The sequence below is a fragment of the Geodermatophilus sp. SYSU D00079 genome, assembly GCF_054050635.1.
In genome coordinates this window covers 19,685-36,398 of the sequence record NZ_JBJGZS010000022.1, presented here as the reverse complement: position 1 = coordinate 36,398, position 16,714 = coordinate 19,685, and the positions used below count along the sequence as shown (strand labels likewise).

Annotated in this window: 17 protein-coding genes and 2 riboswitches; of the genes, 10 read left to right on the top strand and 7 right to left on the bottom strand. The window is 76.1% G+C overall.

Annotation, left to right across the window (positions count from 1 at the left end; all coding sequences use genetic code 11):
• Positions 1-158 precede the first annotated feature (158 nt).
• Positions 159-764 (bottom strand): class I SAM-dependent methyltransferase, encoded by a 606-nt coding sequence (locus tag ACI79E_RS16705; RefSeq protein WP_456933694.1) that lies wholly within the window; start codon positions 762-764, stop codon positions 159-161.
• A 125-nt stretch (positions 765-889) separates the two neighbouring features.
• Here ACI79E_RS16705 and ACI79E_RS16700 point away from each other — a divergent pair, with 125 nt between their 5' ends.
• Positions 890-1,159 (top strand): hypothetical protein, encoded by a 270-nt coding sequence (locus ACI79E_RS16700; protein WP_456933693.1) that lies wholly within the window; start codon positions 890-892, stop codon positions 1,157-1,159.
• On the opposite strand, the gene ACI79E_RS16695 is transcribed toward ACI79E_RS16700, so the two are convergent.
• The 4 genes from ACI79E_RS16695 to thiM form a co-directional block, all read right to left on the bottom strand.
• Positions 1,125-2,495, bottom strand: coding sequence for a DNA polymerase IV (locus ACI79E_RS16695; RefSeq protein ID WP_456933692.1), 1,371 nt, complete (start codon positions 2,493-2,495; stop codon positions 1,125-1,127). The genes ACI79E_RS16700 and ACI79E_RS16695 overlap by 35 nt on opposite strands.
• Positions 2,496-2,653: 158 nt before the next feature.
• Positions 2,654-3,484 (bottom strand): bifunctional hydroxymethylpyrimidine kinase/phosphomethylpyrimidine kinase, encoded by an 831-nt coding sequence (gene thiD, locus ACI79E_RS16690; protein WP_456933691.1) that lies wholly within the window; start codon positions 3,482-3,484, stop codon positions 2,654-2,656.
• Entirely contained in the window at positions 3,481-4,152 is a 672-nt protein-coding gene (gene thiE, locus ACI79E_RS16685) for a thiamine phosphate synthase (RefSeq protein WP_456933690.1), read from the bottom strand. The genes thiD and thiE overlap by 4 nt, the downstream gene beginning before the upstream one ends.
• Positions 4,149-4,946, bottom strand: coding sequence for a hydroxyethylthiazole kinase (thiM, locus tag ACI79E_RS16680; RefSeq protein WP_456933689.1), 798 nt, complete (start codon positions 4,944-4,946; stop codon positions 4,149-4,151). The genes thiE and thiM overlap by 4 nt, the downstream gene beginning before the upstream one ends.
• Positions 4,939-5,032: riboswitch (TPP riboswitch) on the bottom strand. Its footprint overlaps the gene before it by 8 nt.
• A 51-nt stretch (positions 5,033-5,083) precedes the next feature.
• Positions 5,084-5,193: riboswitch (TPP riboswitch) on the top strand.
• Between thiM and ACI79E_RS16675 the strand changes: the two genes are divergently transcribed.
• A complete protein-coding gene (locus tag ACI79E_RS16675; protein ID WP_456933688.1) occupies positions 5,186-6,199 on the top strand; it encodes an alcohol dehydrogenase catalytic domain-containing protein in 1,014 nt (337 codons plus the stop codon). It overlaps the preceding riboswitch by 8 nt.
• 10 nt (positions 6,200-6,209) lie before the next feature.
• On the opposite strand, the gene ACI79E_RS16670 is transcribed toward ACI79E_RS16675, so the two are convergent.
• On the bottom strand, positions 6,210-6,929 hold the full coding sequence (locus ACI79E_RS16670; protein WP_456933687.1) for a DUF4386 domain-containing protein: 720 nt from the start codon (positions 6,927-6,929) through the stop codon (positions 6,210-6,212).
• A 101-nt stretch (positions 6,930-7,030) separates the two neighbouring features.
• Here ACI79E_RS16670 and ACI79E_RS16665 point away from each other — a divergent pair, with 101 nt between their 5' ends.
• Complete coding sequence (locus ACI79E_RS16665) at positions 7,031-7,759, top strand: TetR/AcrR family transcriptional regulator (RefSeq protein WP_456933686.1); 729 nt, start codon at positions 7,031-7,033, stop codon at positions 7,757-7,759.
• Between the two features lie 5 nt (positions 7,760-7,764).
• On the opposite strand, the gene ACI79E_RS16660 is transcribed toward ACI79E_RS16665, so the two are convergent.
• Positions 7,765-9,498, bottom strand: a complete 1,734-nt coding sequence (locus ACI79E_RS16660; RefSeq protein WP_456933685.1) for a helicase — start codon at positions 9,496-9,498, stop codon at positions 7,765-7,767.
• A gap of 98 nt (positions 9,499-9,596) precedes the next feature.
• On the opposite strand from ACI79E_RS16660, the gene ACI79E_RS16655 reads away from it, so the two are divergent.
• The 7 genes from ACI79E_RS16655 (at position 9,597) to ACI79E_RS16625 (ending at position 16,709) form a co-directional block, all read left to right on the top strand.
• Positions 9,597-10,448 carry an alpha/beta fold hydrolase gene (locus ACI79E_RS16655; protein ID WP_456933684.1) on the top strand — a complete coding sequence of 284 codons (852 nt, stop codon included), beginning with the start codon at positions 9,597-9,599 and terminating at the stop codon, positions 10,446-10,448.
• Positions 10,445-10,780, top strand: a complete 336-nt coding sequence (locus ACI79E_RS16650) for a YnfA family protein (protein ID WP_456933683.1) — start codon at positions 10,445-10,447, stop codon at positions 10,778-10,780. The genes ACI79E_RS16655 and ACI79E_RS16650 overlap by 4 nt, the downstream gene beginning before the upstream one ends.
• Positions 10,781-10,792: 12 nt before the next feature.
• Complete coding sequence (locus ACI79E_RS16645; protein ID WP_456933682.1) at positions 10,793-10,948, top strand: hypothetical protein; 156 nt, start codon at positions 10,793-10,795, stop codon at positions 10,946-10,948.
• Positions 10,949-11,030: 82 nt separating this feature from the next.
• Positions 11,031-12,665: a phosphoglucomutase (alpha-D-glucose-1,6-bisphosphate-dependent) gene (gene pgm, locus ACI79E_RS16640; protein ID WP_456933681.1), complete on the top strand. Its 1,635-nt coding sequence runs from the start codon at positions 11,031-11,033 to the stop codon at positions 12,663-12,665.
• A 1-nt stretch (position 12,666) separates the two neighbouring features.
• Complete coding sequence (locus tag ACI79E_RS16635; RefSeq protein ID WP_456933680.1) at positions 12,667-13,749, top strand: M20 family metallopeptidase; 1,083 nt, start codon at positions 12,667-12,669, stop codon at positions 13,747-13,749.
• A 69-nt stretch (positions 13,750-13,818) separates the two neighbouring features.
• Positions 13,819-14,448, top strand: a complete 630-nt coding sequence (locus ACI79E_RS16630; protein ID WP_456933679.1) for a TetR/AcrR family transcriptional regulator — start codon at positions 13,819-13,821, stop codon at positions 14,446-14,448.
• A 20-nt stretch (positions 14,449-14,468) separates the two neighbouring features.
• Complete coding sequence (locus ACI79E_RS16625; protein ID WP_456933678.1) at positions 14,469-16,709, top strand: MMPL family transporter; 2,241 nt, start codon at positions 14,469-14,471, stop codon at positions 16,707-16,709.
• Positions 16,710-16,714 lie beyond the last annotated feature (5 nt).

Here is a 16,714-nt window from a genome sequence, read left to right as displayed (position 1 = left end):
CGACGGACCGCACCGTCCCGTCACCGCATCCCGGCACCCGCGGGTCACCCCGGGAGGGCGGCCCGACCGGGTGGCGTGAGGTCCGGCTCCCTGGACGGCCGGGCCTCACGCCGTCCGCCGGGGGCACCGGCCGCCGGGCGGCACCGACGCGCGACGGGTCAGGCGGGGCGGAGGACGGCGACCAGGAACTCCGACGTCGGGGTGAACGGCCGCAGGTCCCAGGTGGCCAGCAGCAGGTCCGGCGTCCACCCGCCGGTGCGGGCGTCGGCGAGGAAGTCGTCGAACGGGTAGCCCCGGCCGGCACCGAACCCGATCGCCGCCCGGCCGTCGGCAGCCACGTGGGCCCGCAGCCGGGCCAGCACCGGGACGCGGGTGGACGGCGCCAGGAACGTCATCACGTTGCCCGCGCAGACGATCGCGTCGAAGGGATCCGCCACGCCGACGGCCGGCAGGTCGAGCTCGGCCAGGTCGCCGACCAGCCACCGCGGGCCGGGGTGGTCGTCCTCGGCGGCGGCGATGAGCACCGGGTCGACGTCCACCCCGACGACGTCGTGACCGGCCGCGGCGAGCCGGCCGCCCACCCGCCCCGGACCGCAGCCGGCGTCCAGCACCCGGGAGCGGCGCGGCAGCATCGCGTCCACCAGCCGCGCCTCACCGCCGAGGTCGGCGCCCTGCGCGGCCATGGTGCGGAAGCGCTGGACGTACGCGGCGGAGTGCCCGGGGTCGTCCTGCGTCATCTGCACCCACGCGCTCTGGTCGACCATGCGGCCCATGATCGCGCCCGACCCCGACGGAACTGCCACCCGGCTCCCAGCCGACGCCCAGCCGGGCGGGCGAGGCTCGGACCGCGGGCAGCCCACGAGGGGCCGCCGGACGACGGGAGGCGGACGTGACCACGACCAGCACCGAGCGCAGGATCCGGCGGCGGATGCGCACCCGCACCCTCACCCCGCCCACGGACGACGTCCTGCCGGCCGACCGGGCCGTCGACGTGGCCGCCGCCGCGCTGGGTCAGCACCCCGGCGCCGTGGTGGACCGCGTCGAGGTCGACGCCCACGGCCTCTACGCGGTGCGGCTGCTGACCACCTGGGGCGAGGAGGTCGTCGTCCAGGTCGACTCCGACCTCACGGTGCTGGGCTGGCTGGCGGTCCCCCGCTGACCCGCCAGTCCGGTGGGTCGGCGGGCTGCAGGGCGGGGTCGTCGGCGGCCAGCGTGCGCACCGGCCCGGGCGGCGTCCCGGGGCCCTCGAAGCGCACCGTGACCCGCCCCAGCCCCCGGCCCCACACCCAGCCGGCGCCCAGGTCGTCGTGCCGGACGTCCTGCCCCGGCCACCACCGCCGCTCGGCGGGCAGCGGGGCCTCGGCTTCCTCGGGGACCTCCTCGGCGGGCAGCAGGTCCTCCTCGGCCGGCGCGTCGTCGTCGGTCGCGAACAGGTCGCCCTGCGCGTAGGGCGACAGCCCCGAGACGCCGACGCCGAGCAACCGCAACCCCCCGGCGGTGCCGGCCTCGGTGAGCAGCCGTCGGGCGATCGAGGCGATCACCCGCGGGTCGTCCGTCGGCTGCGGCAGCGTCTGCGAGCGGGTGAGCGTGGTGAAGTCGTAGCGGCGCAGCTTGAGCGTCACCGTCCGGCCGGAGAGGTCGGCGTCGCGCAGCCGGGCGGCCACCCGCGCCGCCATCGTGTCGATCTCGCGGGTGAGGACGGCGACGTCGGTGAGGTCCCGCTCGAAGGTCGACTCCTGGGACACCGACTTCGCGCCGCGCTCGGCCACCACCGGCCGGTCGTCCTCGGCGCGGGCCAGCGCGTACAGCCCGGCGCCGTGCGCCCGGCCGGTCAGGGCGACCAGGTCGGGCAGCGACCGGGCGGCGAGGTCGGCGACGGTCTTCACGCCGATCTGGTGCAGCCGCTCGGCGGTGGCCGGCCCGACGCCGCCGAGCCGGGTCACCGGCAGCGGGTGCAGCACGTCCAGCTCCGACCCCGGGGGGACGACGACCAGCCCGTCGGGCTTGTCGAGGTCGGAGGCGATCTTGGCCATGAGCTTCGACGACCCGATGCCCACCGACCCGGTCACCCCGCCGGTCGCCGCGGTGATCCGCTCCTTGAGCTCGCGGGCCAGTTCCGTCACACCGTCCACCGACAGGTCGTGGCGGGGACCGGCCGCGAGGTCGACGTAGGCCTCGTCGATCGACACCGGCTCCACCAGTGGGGAGAGCTCGCGCAGCAGCTCCATGACGACGTCGGAGGTGCGCCGGTAGGCGGCGAACCGGCCGCCGAGGAACGCCGTCCCCGACGGGCAGCGCCGCCGGGCCTCCGCGGTGGACATCGCCGAGCGCGCCCCGTAGGCCCGCGCCTCGTAGGACGCCGTCGCCACCACACCGCGGCCGCCGACCCCGCCCACGACCACCGGTCGCCCGCGCAGCGACGGCTTGTCCCGCTGCTCGACGGCGGCGAAGAAGGCGTCGAGGTCCAGGTGGAGGATGCTCGCCTCCCGCCGCACGCCCCACCTCCTCGCTGTCGCCGGCCCTGCCCCCATCGTCGCCGGTCCTCCGACCGGGTGACGTGGACGCCCCCGAGCGCGCCGCGGCGCAGTCGATCATCGGTTCCCTGCGCGAGGACGCGCCCGCTGCGGCGTGTCGGCGAGCAGCGGTCCCGTGGTCACCCGCCCGTGGGGCCCCAGATGCCGGCGAAGTGGTGCACCGGCCCCGCGCCGGAGCCGATGCCCAGCGCGGTGCCGGCGGCCAGCGCGGCCTGCAGGTAGTCCCGGGCCCGTTCCACCAGGGGCAGCCAGTCGTCGGCCCCCTGCGCGGCGGCGAGGGCGGCCAGCGCGGAGGACAGCGTGCAGCCGGTGCCGTGGGTGGCCGTCGTCGTCACCCGCGGCCGCCGGGTGGGCGTGGCGCCGGCCGCGGTGACCAGGACGTCGACGCTCTCCTCCCCGCCGAGGTGGCCGCCCTTGAGCAGCACCGCCCGCGGCCCGAGCGCCAGCAGCGCCTCCCCCTGGGCGACCAGCCCGTCGACGTCGGTCGCGGGCGCGGTGTCCAGGAGCGCCGCCGCCTCGGGCACGTTGGGGGTGACCAGGTCGGCGAGCGGCAGCAGGGTGGTGCGGACGGCGTCCACGGCGGTCTCGTCGATCAGCCGGTGGCCGCTGGTCGACACCATCACCGGGTCGCAGACCACCGGGCCGGCGGGTCGGGCGGCCAGGACGCCGGCCACCGCGGCCACCACCTCGGCCGTCCCGAGCATGCCGAGCTTGGTGGCGGCCACGGGGACGTCGTCGAGCAGCGTGTCCAGCTGCTGGGCGACGAACTCCGCGGGCACCGGGTGCACACCGGTCACACCGCGGGTGTTCTGCGCGGTGAGGGCGGTCAGCACCGCCGTCCCGTAGGCCCCGAGCGCGCTGAAGGTCTTGAGGTCGGCCTGGATGCCGGCGCCGCCGCTGGGGTCGCTGCCGGCCACGGTGAGCGCGACCGGCACGCGCGGCGCGGTCACCGGTGCGCCTCCGCGGGACGGCCGGCGGCGATCCCGGCGCGCAGGGCGCGGGCCGCCGCCCCGGGGTCGGCCGCGGCGCAGATCGCCGACACCACGCAGAGGCCGTCCACGCCGGTGCGCGCCACCCGGGTCGCCCGGCCGGCGTCGATGCCGCCGATCGCCACCGCGGTCAGGCCCCCGGCGCGGGCCGCGGCCGCCAGCGCGGCGGTGCCCTCGAGACCCAGCCCGGGAGCGGCGTCCGGTTTCGTGGGGGTGGCCCACACCGGGCTCAGGCCGACGACGTCGACGGTGCCGGCCGGCAGGGCCAGCACCGCGTCGAGCTCGGCCGCCGAGGAGACGCTCACCCCGAGCAGCCGGTCCGGCCCGAGCAGTGCGCGGGCCTCCTCCGGCGGCAGGTCGTCCTGGCCCACGTGCGCGCCGTCGGCGCCGGCGACCGCGGCGACGTCCACCGCGTCGTTGACCACGACGGCCACGTCCGGGCGGTCGGCCAGCGCCGCCTGCACCGCCCGGGTGAGCGCCAGCAGCTCCCGGCGGGTCGCGGTCTTGTCGCGCACCTGGACGGCGGTGACCCCGCCGGCCACCGCGGCGCGGACCACGTCGGCGACCGGCCGGGGAGCGCACAGCGCGGTGTCGGTCACCAGGTAGAGGGTTGGGTCGAAGGGGGTCACCGGTGTTCCCGGACGTCGGCGCCGGCCAGCGAGTCGCCGTCGAGGGCGTCCAGCGCGTCCAGCCAGGCCGGGGTGAACGTGCCCGGGCCGTCGGCGAGGTCGGCGGCGACCTCGGCGGCCAGCGCCACGTGGGCGTGCGCGGCGACGGTGCCGGCGAGGGCGTCCCCGGTGGCGGCGACGTAGGCGGCCACCAGCGCGCCCAGGGCACAGCCGGCGCCGGTCGTGCGGGTCAGCAGCTCCGACCCGCCCCCCACGCGGACCGTCCGCCGTCCGTCGGTGACCAGGTCGACCGCGCCGCTGACGGCCACCACCCCACCGGTGCGGCGGGCCAGGTCGGCCGCGGCCGGGGCCGCGGCGTCTGCGCCGGCCGTGCTGTCCACCCCGCGGCCGCCGCCGCCCGCGCCGGCCAGCGCCATCACCTCCGAGGCGTTGCCCCGGACCACCGTGGGCCGCAGCCCGACCAGCTCGGTGGCCAGCCCGGTGCGGAAGGCCAGCCCGCCGACGGCCACCGGGTCGAGGACCCACGGCGTGCCGGCGGCGCCCGCCGACCGGGCCGCCAGGCGCATCGCCTCGGCGGTGCGGGCGTTCACCGTGCCCACGTTGACCAGCACGGCGGAGGCGACGGCGGCGAAGTCGGCGGCCTCCTCCGGGGCGTCGACCATGGCCGGTGCCGCGCCGGCGGCCAGCAGGGCGTTCGCGGTGAGCGTCTGCACGACCGTGTTGGTCAGGCAGTGCACCAGGGGGGTGGTGGCGCGCAGGGCCGCCCGGGCCGCGCGCAGGTCGTCGGCATCCACGCCGTGACATCCCTTCGCCAGTACGAACTGGAGCAGGTTCGACGGGTGTGCTCTCAGCCCCCGCAGGGACACCCCGTGTCACTTCTGCCGCCGAACCTAACAGCCGGACGGCCGGCGGGGGTCGGCGCGCTAACCTGCGCCCGTACCGCGGGAGCCCGCCCGAGTGGGCTGAGAGGGCGGCTGGGGCCGCCGACCGTTCGAACCTGTCCGGGTCATGCCGGCGTAGGGATGGAGTCCACATGCGTGCCGTGCGGTTCCACGGGGCCGGGGAGCCCCTCGTGCTGGAGGACGTCGACCGGCCGGTCCCGGGGCCGGCCGAGGTGCTGCTGGACGTCGCCGCCGCCGGCGTGTGCGGGACGGAGCTGCACTTCCTCGACGGGCTGCTCACGCCCGCGCGGACGCCGATCACCCTCGGCCATGAGGTCGCCGGCGTGGTCGTCGAGGTCGGGGACGATGTCAGCGGGATCGCCGTGGGCGACCGGGTGGCGGTGCACTACCAGCACGCCTGCGGCCGGTGCCGGTGGTGTCGTGCCGGCGAGGACCACCTGTGCGACGAGCCGCTCGGGTTCCTCGCCTTCGCCACGGACGGCGGTTTCGCCGAACAGCTGGTCGTCCCGGCCTCGGCCACGGTGCCGGTGCCGGACGGCGTCGACCTCCCCACCGCTGCCACGCTGTGCTGCAGCGGGACGACGGCGCTGCACGCGGTCGACGTCTCCGGCGTCACCCCGGGCCAGGACGCCGTCGTCTACGGCGTGGGTGGGGTGGGCCTGACCCTGGTACAGGTGCTGCGGGAGGCCGGCGTCCGGGTGATCGCCGTCGCCCGCTCCGCGCAGCGGCTGGCGCTGGCCACGGAGCTGGGCGCGGAGGTGACCGTGGACGCGTCGCGACAGGACGTGGCAGCGGCCGTGCGGAGGGCGACCGGCGGGCGCGGCGCCGACGTCGTCTTCGAGCTGGTGGGCACCCGCGAGACCGGCGCGGCCGCGCTGGCCGCGCTCGGCAAGCGGGGGACGCTGGTCTACGTCGGCTACAGCTTCGACCGGGTCGAGATCACGCCCCTGGCGATGGTGGTCCCGGAGCAGCGGATCGTCACCTCGGTGGGCAACCGTCGCGCCGAGCTCGTCGACGCCCTCGACCTCGCCGCGCGTGGCCGCCTGGTGGCCACGGTCACCACGCACCCGCTCGCGGAGGCCGCCCGGGTGCTCGGGGACCTCCGCGCCGGCCGGGTCGTGGGCCGTGCGGTGCTCGTGCCCTGACCTGGGCGGTTCAGGCGGGGACGGTCACCGCGGGGCGCGCGACCGGGACGGCCGGGCGGGGTGCGGGCCGGAACCCCCGGGTGATCAGGACGACGGCGAGGCTCATCTCCCAGGCGGTCACGGGCAGCGCGGCGGCCATGCCCCACACGGAGACCTGGTCGTAGAGGCCGAACAGGATCGCGGTCGACGACGCGAACACGACCGGGCCGCCCACCAGGCCGAGGACGGCGATCCAGCGCGGCACGAGCCGGGACCGGTACACCAGGACGGCGAGCAGCAGGCTGTTGACGCCGATGACGAGGCCCGGGCCCAGCAGGAACGTCCAGTCGTGCAGGGCCACGAGTGACTCCGCGACGGCGGCCAGCGTCCCGTCGTCCGTGCCCCCGCCGTCCGCGGCGTTCCGGCGCAGCGTGACGATCGACAGGACGCTGACGATGCCGACGACGATGACCGCGGCCTCCAGCAGGCGGCCGCAGACGTAGCCCAGCGCGATGCCCTCCCCGTGCTCCCGGACGACGGGGTACAGGGTCACCGCCGTGCCGATGCACGAGGCGGCGAGCACGACCTCCAGGAAGCCGCCCCACAGCACGCGGGTGTCGGCGCCGGCGCCGAGCACGTAGTCCGGGTCGCCCAGCGCCGGCTGGTAGAGCGCCAACGCGATGACCGCCGCCACCGCCGCGACGACGAAGAAGACCCCCGCGATGACCGCTGTCCTCCGGTGCGAGTGCATGACCAGCTCCCTCCCTCTGCAGGTGTACGGCGTACACCCATGGCGCCGACGGTAGGTGTACGACGTACACTCGTCAAGGGTCCGTCGATCGGAGGGGTGGGATGGCCCAGCAGGTGGACGGCGCGCGGCGTGTCCCGCTCAGCCGGGAACGGGTGCTGCGCGCCGCCGTGCGGCTCGCCGACGAGGCGGGCATCGACGCGGTCAGCATGCGGCGGCTCGCCCAGGAGCTGGGGGTCGTGCCGATGGCCCTGTACAAGCACGTCGCGAACAAGGACGAGCTGCTCGACGGCATGGTCGACGCCGTCATCGGCGAGTTCGATGCGCCCGACCCGTCCTTGGACTGGCGGACGGCGGTGCGCGAGCGGGTGCTGTCCGCGCGGCGCGCGGTGCTGCGGCACCCGTGGGCGCGGCAGGCGATCGAGTCCCGGACCCACCGGACGCCCGCCGTCCTCGGCTACATGGACGCCGTCACCGGCACCTTCCGGTCCGGGGGCTTCTCCGCCGACCTGACCCACCACGTGATGCACGCGCTGGGCAACCGCATCTGGGGCTTCAGCCCGGAGCTGTTCGAGGAGGCGCGGGATGCCGGCGCCCCGGCGCCGAGCCCCGAGGAGCAGGCGGCCATGGCGGCGGAGTTCGCGCAGCGGTACCCGCACGTCCTGGAGATCGCCGTGGCCGCCACCGACGGTGACCTGTCCGGCGTCGGGGCGGGCTGCGACGAGCAGTTCGAGTTCGAGTTCGCCCTCGACCTGCTCCTGGACGGGTTCGACCGGCTCCGCGAGCAGGGCTGGACCTCGCGCGGGGCGCGGTCGGCCCGCACCCCGCGCTGAGTCGCTCAGGCGTCGGTGAGCGCGGTCGCCGGCAGCCAGTCGGCGTCGAGCAGCTCGGCGATCTCCTGCAGGGACGACGTGTCCGCGCCGGCGGTCGACCCGCTGACCGCCAGCCGCTCCACCATCACCCGGGCGACCTGCTCCTCCACGGTGTCCTCGGCGAAGGCCACCCGCCACGGGGAGACCTGGCCGTCGCGGTGGGTGCGGCCGGTGACCTGCCGGGCCTGGATGCCGGAGAACCGCGGCTGGTGGAACAGCCCGACCCGCGGGGGAGCCGAGGCGGCCGAGCCGTCCGGCAGCAGCTCGCCGGCGTGCAGGCTGATCGAAGCGGTCACGGTGAACACGCACACCGGTGCGGCGCCGGTCTGGAAGCGCAGCCGCTCGGCCTCGACGTCGAACCGGTCGCGGCCGTAGATGGCGGCGACGGCGACCCCGGAGTCCAGCAGGGCCTCGCGGATCGGGTCGGCCGCCGTCTCCACGAACTCCACCGACACCGCGACCTGCCGCTCGGCCTCCACCTGCGCCTTGACCCAGTCGACGGTCGCCTGTGCGCGGATCAGGCCGGCCTTCTGCCGGAACCGCAGCAGCGCCGCGCGGCCCCGGGCGCTCTGCCGGGCGCGCCGGGCCAGCTGCATCTCGGCCCGGAACTCCTGCCACTCGGAGTCGTAGGCGGCCCGCTCGGCCGGGGTCAGCGCGACCGGCGTCCCGGTCACCGACACCGGCCCCCACGGCGCCGGCCGGTGCAGCGTCGCTGGAGGCGTGCCGTCGGCGAGCCAGCCCTGCAGCCGGGTGAGGTCGGCGCGGCGCTCGTCGGCGTCCTCGGTCCAGGCCCAGCCGTAGCGGCCGCGTTCCACGTGGAACCCGTGCTCGGCCAGGCGGCCGGGCAGGTCGGCCCAGGCGCGCAGCGGCTCGCCGTGCCGCTGGGCGAACTGCGGCGCCAGGTAGGGCAGCTCCAGGGGCGTGTGCGCCGGGGTGGCGGTGGCGGCGATGACGAACGGCGCGTCCTTGACCCGGCCGGCGCCGGAGACCGCCTTCCAGTGCTTCCACCGCTGCGTGGTCGTGTGCCGGACCATGTGCGCCTCGTCGGCGATGACGACGTCGAACCGCAGCGCGGAGACCTTCGCCAGGCGGTCCCAGGTGGTGACGCACCAGCGCAGCCCGCCGTCGCCGAACCCGGCGATCGAGCGCGTCCAGTGCGGGATGGTGATCGCCGCGGGGCGGTCGGCGACGACGAGCACCGTGCGGCCACCGCGCTGGGCGGCGACCTCCCGGGCGGCGAGGACGGCGGTGCCGGTCTTGCCCACGCCGGGGTCGTCACCGAGCAGGAACACGCGGTGCCCGGCCTCCGCGGACGCGGCGATCGCCGCGGCGCCGGTGAGCTGCTCGTCCCGGGGCGTCATGGGCCGGCCGGCGGGGAGCGGTCGCGGCGTCGGGTTCAGCTCGTCCTCGAGGAACCGCTCGAACGTGTACGGCGCGGGGTCGTAGGGCGCCAGCTCCGGCGGCAGCTCGCGGCCGGTCCAGACGTGCGCCTGCAGGTCCGGGCGCCACTGCGCGCCCGGGGCCGGCGCGCGGAACGGGACGGCGAGCACCCACACCCGCTCCCCCGGCCCGGCCACCGGCCGTTCCGGGGCGGGCTTCGCGGCCCGGCGGGCCGGCGGCTTGCGGCGGGTGGCGGTCGTGCTGCTGGTGCGGGCGGTGCTGGTCGAGCGGCTCGTCGTGCGGCGGCGCCGTCCGGGCATGGTCGTGCTCCCCCTTCGTCGGCGCGGGAGCCGACCGGTGTCGTCGTCGGCCGTCGACGGTAGGTCGGCCGGACGACGGGATCTGGTGGAATCGCCGGGTGACGACGAACTCCGAGGAGCGGCTGCACGCCCGGACGCTGGGCGACGCCGGCCCGCGGGTGGTGTTCGTGCACGGGTTGTTCGGCCAGGGGAAGAACTGGACGACGATCGCCAAGGGGTTGTCCGCCGACCACCGGGTCACCCTGCTCGACCTGCCCAACCACGGGCACTCGCCGTGGACCGAGCGCGTCGACTACGTCGACATGACCCGGATGGTCGCCGCGGAGCTCGCGTCGTTCGGGGAGCCGGTGACCCTCGTCGGGCACTCGATGGGCGGCAAGGTCGCGATGCAGCTCGCGCTGCGCCACCCGGAGCTGCTGCGCGCCCTCGTCGTCGTCGACATCGCCCCCACGGAGTACCCCGTGTCCGGCGGCCGCACCGACGACGAGGACGAGGAGGCCTCCCTGTTCGGGGCCTACATCGCCGCGATGCGGGACCTGGACCTCGGCTCGCTGACCAGCCGCGAGGACGCCGACGCCGCGCTGCGGGCCGCCGTCCCCAGCCGGATGGTGCGCTCGTTCCTCTTGCAGAGCCTGGTCCGGGAGGGGCTGGGCGAGGGCGGCGGCTGGCGGTGGCGGCTGAACCTGGAGCTGCTCGAGCGCGACCTGGGCGAGCTGCGCGGCTTCCCGGAGCCGCCGCCCGGTGCGCGCTACGACGGGCCGGTGCTGTGGATCGCCGGCGCCGACTCCCACTACGTCCTGCCCGAGGACCGCGAGCGCATGGACCAGCTGTGTCCGAACACCCGGCTGGTGCGGATCAAGAACGCCGGGCACTGGGTGCACTCGGAGCAGCCGGAGGTGTTCCTGGAGACGCTCCGGCGGTTCCTCTCCGCGGTCGAGGCGCGGGGATGAGCGTCACGCGCTCGGTGCTGCTGTTCGTGCTGGCCGCCCTGGCCGAGATCGGCGGCGCGTGGCTGGTGTGGCAGGGCGTCCGGGAGTCCCGCGGCTGGCTGTGGATCGGGGCCGGCGTGGTCGCCCTCGGCCTGTACGGGTTCGTCGCGACGCTGCAGCCGGACGCGCAGTTCGGGCGCATCCTGGCCGCCTACGGCGGGGTGTTCGTCGCGGGGTCGCTGGCCTGGGGGATGGTCGCCGACGGCTTCCGCCCCGACCGGTACGACGTGATCGGCGCCCTCATCTGCCTGGTCGGCGTCGCCGTGATCATGTACGCACCCCGGGCGGGCTGAGCCGCCCACCCGGTGGAGTGGCGTGGCCGGTCGTCCCCCGTACGGTGCCGCCTGCACCGGCGCGGTGACGGCGGTGGCGGCATGGCCATCGCGGGCATCGTGCTCGGCTGGGTCGGCGTCGGCCTGTTCGGCGTCGTCCTCGTGGCGGGGATCGCCGCCGGCGCCTGAGTCCGGTCCGCCCGCGGGTCGACGTGCCTGGCGGACCACGTCCGGCTCGCGGCGGGCCCGCGGCGCGGCCAAGATCAGCGGCATGACCGACCCCCGCGCAGGACAGCCGGCCCGGCCGGAGGACCTCGTCGACGTCGCCTCGCTGGTCACCGCGTACTACACGCTGGAGCCCGACCCGTCGGACCCGGCGCAGCAGGTGGTGTTCGGCACCAGCGGCCACCGCGGGTCGGCGTTCGACGCGGCGTTCAACGAGGCGCACATCCTCGCCACCACGCAGGCGATCTGCGAGTACCGCGCGGCGCAGGGCCACGACGGGCCGCTGTTCGTCGGCCGCGACACGCACGCGCTGTCCGAGCCGGCCTGGGCCAGTGCGCTGGAGGTCCTCGCCGCCAACGACGTGACCGTGCTGGTCGACGCCGCCGACCGGTACACACCGACCCCGGCGGTGAGCCACGCGATCCTGCGGGCCAACCGGGGGAAGAGCTCCGGCCTGGCCGACGGCATCGTCGTCACCCCGTCGCACAACCCACCCCGCGACGGCGGCTTCAAGTACAACCCGCCGTCCGGCGGCCCGGCCGACACCGACGCCACGAAGGTCATCGCCGCACGGGCCAACGAGCTCCTGCACGCCGGGCTGGAGGGGGTCCGGCGCGTGCCGTTCGCCCGGGCGCGCGCCGCGGCGCAGGCCCACGACTTCCTCGGGGACTACGTCGACGACCTGCCGTCGGTGCTCGACCTGGACGCCGTCCGGGGGGCCGGTGTCCGGATCGGTGCCGACCCGCTCGGCGGCGCGAGCGTCGACTACTGGGCCGCGATCGCCGAGCGGCACCGCCTCGACCTCACCGTGGTCAACCCGCTGGTCGACCCCACCTGGCGGTTCATGACGCTGGACTGGGACGGCAAGATCCGCATGGACTGCTCCTCCCCCAGCGCCATGGCCTCGCTGATCGGCAAGCGCGCCGACTACGCGATCGCCACGGGCAACGACGCCGACGCCGACCGGCACGGCATCGTCACCCCCGACGGCGGCCTGATGAACCCCAACCACTTCCTCGCCGTCGCCATCTCCTACCTCTTCTCCCACCGGCCCGAGTGGGGCCAGGACACCGCTGTCGGCAAGACGCTCGTGTCGTCGTCCCTCATCGACCGGGTGGTCGCCGGCCTCGGCCGGGGCCTGGTGGAGGTGCCGGTCGGCTTCAAGTGGTTCGTGCCCGGGCTGCTCGACGGGTCGGTCGGCTTCGGGGGCGAGGAGTCCGCGGGCGCGTCGTTCCTGCGCCGCGACGGCAGCGTCTGGACGACGGACAAGGACGGCATCCTGCTGGCGCTGCTGGCCAGTGAGATCCAGGCGGTGACCGGCAGCTCGCCGTCCCAGCTGCACGCGGAGCTGACCGCCCGGTACGGGGAGTCGGCGTACGCCCGCGTGGACGCCCCGGCCTCCCGGGAGCAGAAGGCCCAGCTGGGCAGGCTCTCCCCCGGCGACGTCACCGCCACCGAGCTGGCCGGCGAGCCGATCACCGCCAAGCTCACCAGCGCGCCGGGCAACGACGCCCCGATCGGCGGCCTCAAGGTGACCACCGAGAACGCCTGGTTCGCCGCCCGGCCCTCCGGCACCGAGGACGTCTACAAGGTGTACGCGGAGTCGTTCAAGGGGCCCGACCACCTGGCGCAGGTGCAGGAGGAGGCCCGCGCCGTCGTCACCGCCGCGCTGGGGGGCTGAGGTGGCCGCGCTCGACCTGACGGCGCTGGTGCGGGAGCTGGTCGGCCGCACGACGGTGTCCGGGGACGCCGCCGCCCAGCGCGACACCCTCGGCGCGCTCACCGAGGTGCTGCGCGAGCGGGCACCCCACCTCGAGGTCACCGAGGGCCGCGACCCCGACCACCCCTGGACCCTGCTGCGCACCCCCACCGACCCGGCCCGCCGGCAGCTGTTGCTGGCCTGCCACGTCGACACCGTGCCGGTGCCCGACCCCGGTGCGTGGACCCGCGACCCCTTCGGCGCCGAGCTGGACGGCGGCCGGGTGTGGGGCCGGGGCGGCAGCGACATGAAGGCCGGGGTGGTGGCCGCGGTCGCCGCACTCGCCGCCGCCGATCCGCAGACGCCGGTCGCGCTGCTGCTCACCAGCGACGAGGAGATCGGCTCGAGGGGCGCCGCCGCCGCGGCCGCCGCGGTCGCCGACCAGGCGGTGGGCGCGGTCGTCGTGCCCGAGGCCACCGGGAACCAGGTGGTCCTCGGACACAAGGGCGCGCTGTGGCTCGCCGTCCGGACGGCGGGGCGGGCCGCGCACGGCAGCACCCCCGAGCGCGGGCACAACGCCGTCCTCGACCTGGTCGCCGTGCTCGCCCGCGCCGGCACCGCCCTGCCGTTCCGCACCGACCCGTTCCTCGGCACCGAGACGTGGAACCCGGGCGTGGTGGCCGGCGGCACGGTGCCCAACGTCGTTCCCGACCGGGCCGAGGTCGTCGTCGACATGCGCACCGTCGCCCCCGGGGACGAGCTGCTGGGCTGGTGGCGGGGCCAGCCGGAGGTCGCGGACGTCGACGTGCGGGTCGACCTCCCGCCGGTCGGCACCCCCTCCGACGACCCCTGGGTGGCCTCCCTGCCCGCGACGGTGCTGCCCACGCCGGCCACCTACTTCACCGACGCGTCGGTGCTCGGCCAGGTCGTCGACGGCGCCCCGATCGTCGTCTGGGGGCCGGGGACGCCGGCGGTCATGCACGCCGTCGACGAGTACGTGGAGACGGCCGAGCTGGAGCAGGCGGCCGCCGCCTTCACCGACGTCGTCGCCCGCTGGGGCGGCTGACCGCTCCTCCCCGGCGGGCGACGCGCGTCACGCTTCGATACAGCGCTGTATCCGATACAGTCCTGCATCGTGGCGACGACCGACCTCGACCGGCCCAAGCGGCGGCGTGAGGTCACCGTCGAGCGGCTGCTCGACGCCGCGCTGGAGACCTTCGCCGAGGTGGGGTTCGCCGCCGCCAGCGTGGAGGACGTCTGCCGTCGCGGCGGCTTCACCCGGGGCGCGTTCTACTCCAGCTTCCGCACCAAGGACGAGCTGTTCGCCGCGCTCTACGAGCGGGAGACCCGGCGCGAGCTGTCCCGGGCGGAGCAGCAGCTGGCCGGCCTCGAGGCCGAGGACGACCCGGTCGCTGCCGCCGTCGAGCGGTGCCTGAACACCCTGCGGGCCGACCGCACCTGGGTGCTCGTGCACACCGAGTACACCCTGCACGCCGCCCGGCACCCCGAGGCCGCCGCCGCGCTGCGCGAGCACACCGCCGCGATGCACGCCCAGGTCACCTCGCTCATCGAGGGCGTGCTCGCCCGGGTGGGGCTGCGGCTCACCGTGCCCGCCGGGCAGCTGGCCCGCGCCCTCCTGGCCCTGCACGAGGGCGCCGTCCTGCGGTCGGTCGTCGACGACGCCGCCGACCCGTCCACCCCCGGCGACCCCGACCTCGAGCACACCGCGCTGTTGCTCCTGCTGCGCGCGGCCGTTTCCCACTGAACCCGGAGCACCCGACACCCATGGCAACCCTGCTCTCCCGGCTCGGCCGGGCCGCCTACCGTGCCCGCCGGCTCGTCGCCGCGATCTGGGTGGTGGTCCTCGCGGCCGTCGTCGCCGTCCTGGTCACCGTCGGTGGCGAGTTCGACGACACGTTCACCATCCCCGGGTCGGAGTCGCAGGCCGCGCTCGACCGGCTCGCCGAGCTGCAGCCGGAGGCGGCGGGGGCCAGCGCGCAGATCGTCTTCGCCGTCCCCGAGGGCGCCACCGTCGCCGACCCGCGCTACCAGGCCGCGATCGCCGAGGTCGTGGCACAGGCCGCGCAGGCGCCACAGGTGGCCGCGGTCGCCGACCCCTTCACCAGCCAGGCGATCACGCCCGACGGCCGGGCCGCGCTCGCCACGGTCGAGTACGAGGTGCAGCGCGAGGCGCTGGACGCCGGCAGCCTCGACGCGCTCCAGGAGACCACCGCGGCGGCGGAGGAGGCCGGCCTGGAGGTCGCCGTCGGCGGCAACGTGTTCGGCACCACCGGGGTGCACATCGGCGCGACCGAGTTCGTCGGTGTCGCCGTCGCCGTCCTGGTGCTCGTGCTGACCTTCGGCTCGCTGCTGGCCGCCGGCATGAACCTGCTGACCGCGCTCGTCGGCATCGGCGTCGGCCTCGGTGGCCTCCTCGGCGTCTCCAGCCTGATCTCGCTGTCGTCCACCGCGCCCACGCTGGCGCTGATGATCGGCCTGGCCGTCGGCATCGACTACGCGCTGTTCATCCTGTCCCGGCACCGCACCCAGCTCGCCGCGGGCATGCACCCGGAGGAGTCCGCCGCGCGCGCCACCGGCACGGCCGGGACGGCGGTGGTCTTCGCCGGTCTCACCGTGGTCATCGCCCTGGCCGGTCTCTCGGTCGTGGGCATCCCCTTCCTCAGCGTCATGGGCCTGGCCGCGGCCGCCACCGTGCTGGTCGCCGTCGCCGTCGCGCTGACCCTCCTGCCGGCGCTCATGGGCTTCGCCGGCCTGCGGCTGGCGCCCAGGGCGGGGTCGCGGGCCGCGGTGCGGGAGTCCGCCCTCGCCACCGGGACCGGCCGGCGCTCGATGGGCGAGCGCTGGGCCGCCCTGGTCACCCGCCGCCCGCTGGCCACCGTGCTGCTGACGGTCATCGGCCTGGGTGTCCTGGCGATCCCCGCCGCCCAGCTGGAGCTCGCGCTGCCCGACAACGGCGCCGCCGCCGAGGACACCAGCCAGCGCCAGGCCTACGACCTGATCAGCGAGACGTTCGGGCCCGGCCTCAACGGGCCGCTGGTCGTCCTCGTCGACGGCCTCGACCCGGCCACCGCCCAGCAGGCCACCGGACAGGTCGCGGTCGCCATCGGCGGCACCCCCACGCAGACGCCCGGGGAGTTCACCGGCGGGCTGGCCGACGTCGCCTACGCCGTCCCGACGGTGCTGCCCGAGGGCACCGCCGCGCTGGTCACCGTCGTCCCGGAGAGCGGTCCGCAGGACGCGGCGACCAGTGATCTCGTCGCCGCGCTGCGCGACCTCGCGCCGCAGCTGGAGCAGCAGACCGGCGCGGACGTCGCCGTCACCGGCCAGACCGCGGTGGCCATCGACGTGTCCGACCAGCTCAACGACGCGCTGCTGCCCTTCGCCCTGGTCGTGGTCGGCCTCGCGGTCGTCCTGCTGCTGCTGGTCTTCCGCTCGGTGCTCGTGCCGGTCAAGGCCGCCGTCGGGTTCCTGCTGTCGGTCGGCGCCTCGTTCGGCGCGGTCGTCGCGGTGTTCCAGTGGGGCTGGCTGGCCGACGTCTTCGGCGTCCCGACGACGGGGCCGATCATCAGCTTCATGCCCGTCATCCTCATGGCGGTGCTGTTCGGCCTGGCCATGGACTACGAGGTCTTCCTCGTCTCCCGCATGCGCGAGGAGTTCGTGCACGGCGCCCAGCCGCGGGCGGCGGTGCTGGCCGGTGCCCGGCACGCGTCCCGCGTCGTGGTGGCCGCCGCGCTGATCATGTTCTCGGTGTTCGCCAGCTTCGTCACCATCGACGACGTGATCGTCAAGGCGATCGCCTTCGGGCTGGCCGCCGGCATCCTGCTCGACGCGTTCGTCGTCCGGATGACGCTGGTCCCGGCCGTCCTGGCGCTGCTGGGCCGGTCGGCCTGGTGGCTGCCGCGCTGGCTGGACCGCCTCCTGCCCGACCTCGACGTCGAGGGCGCGAAGCTCGGACCCGTCACCACCGCGCCTGCACGGCGGGAGCCGCAGCCGGCGGCACACTGAGCGGC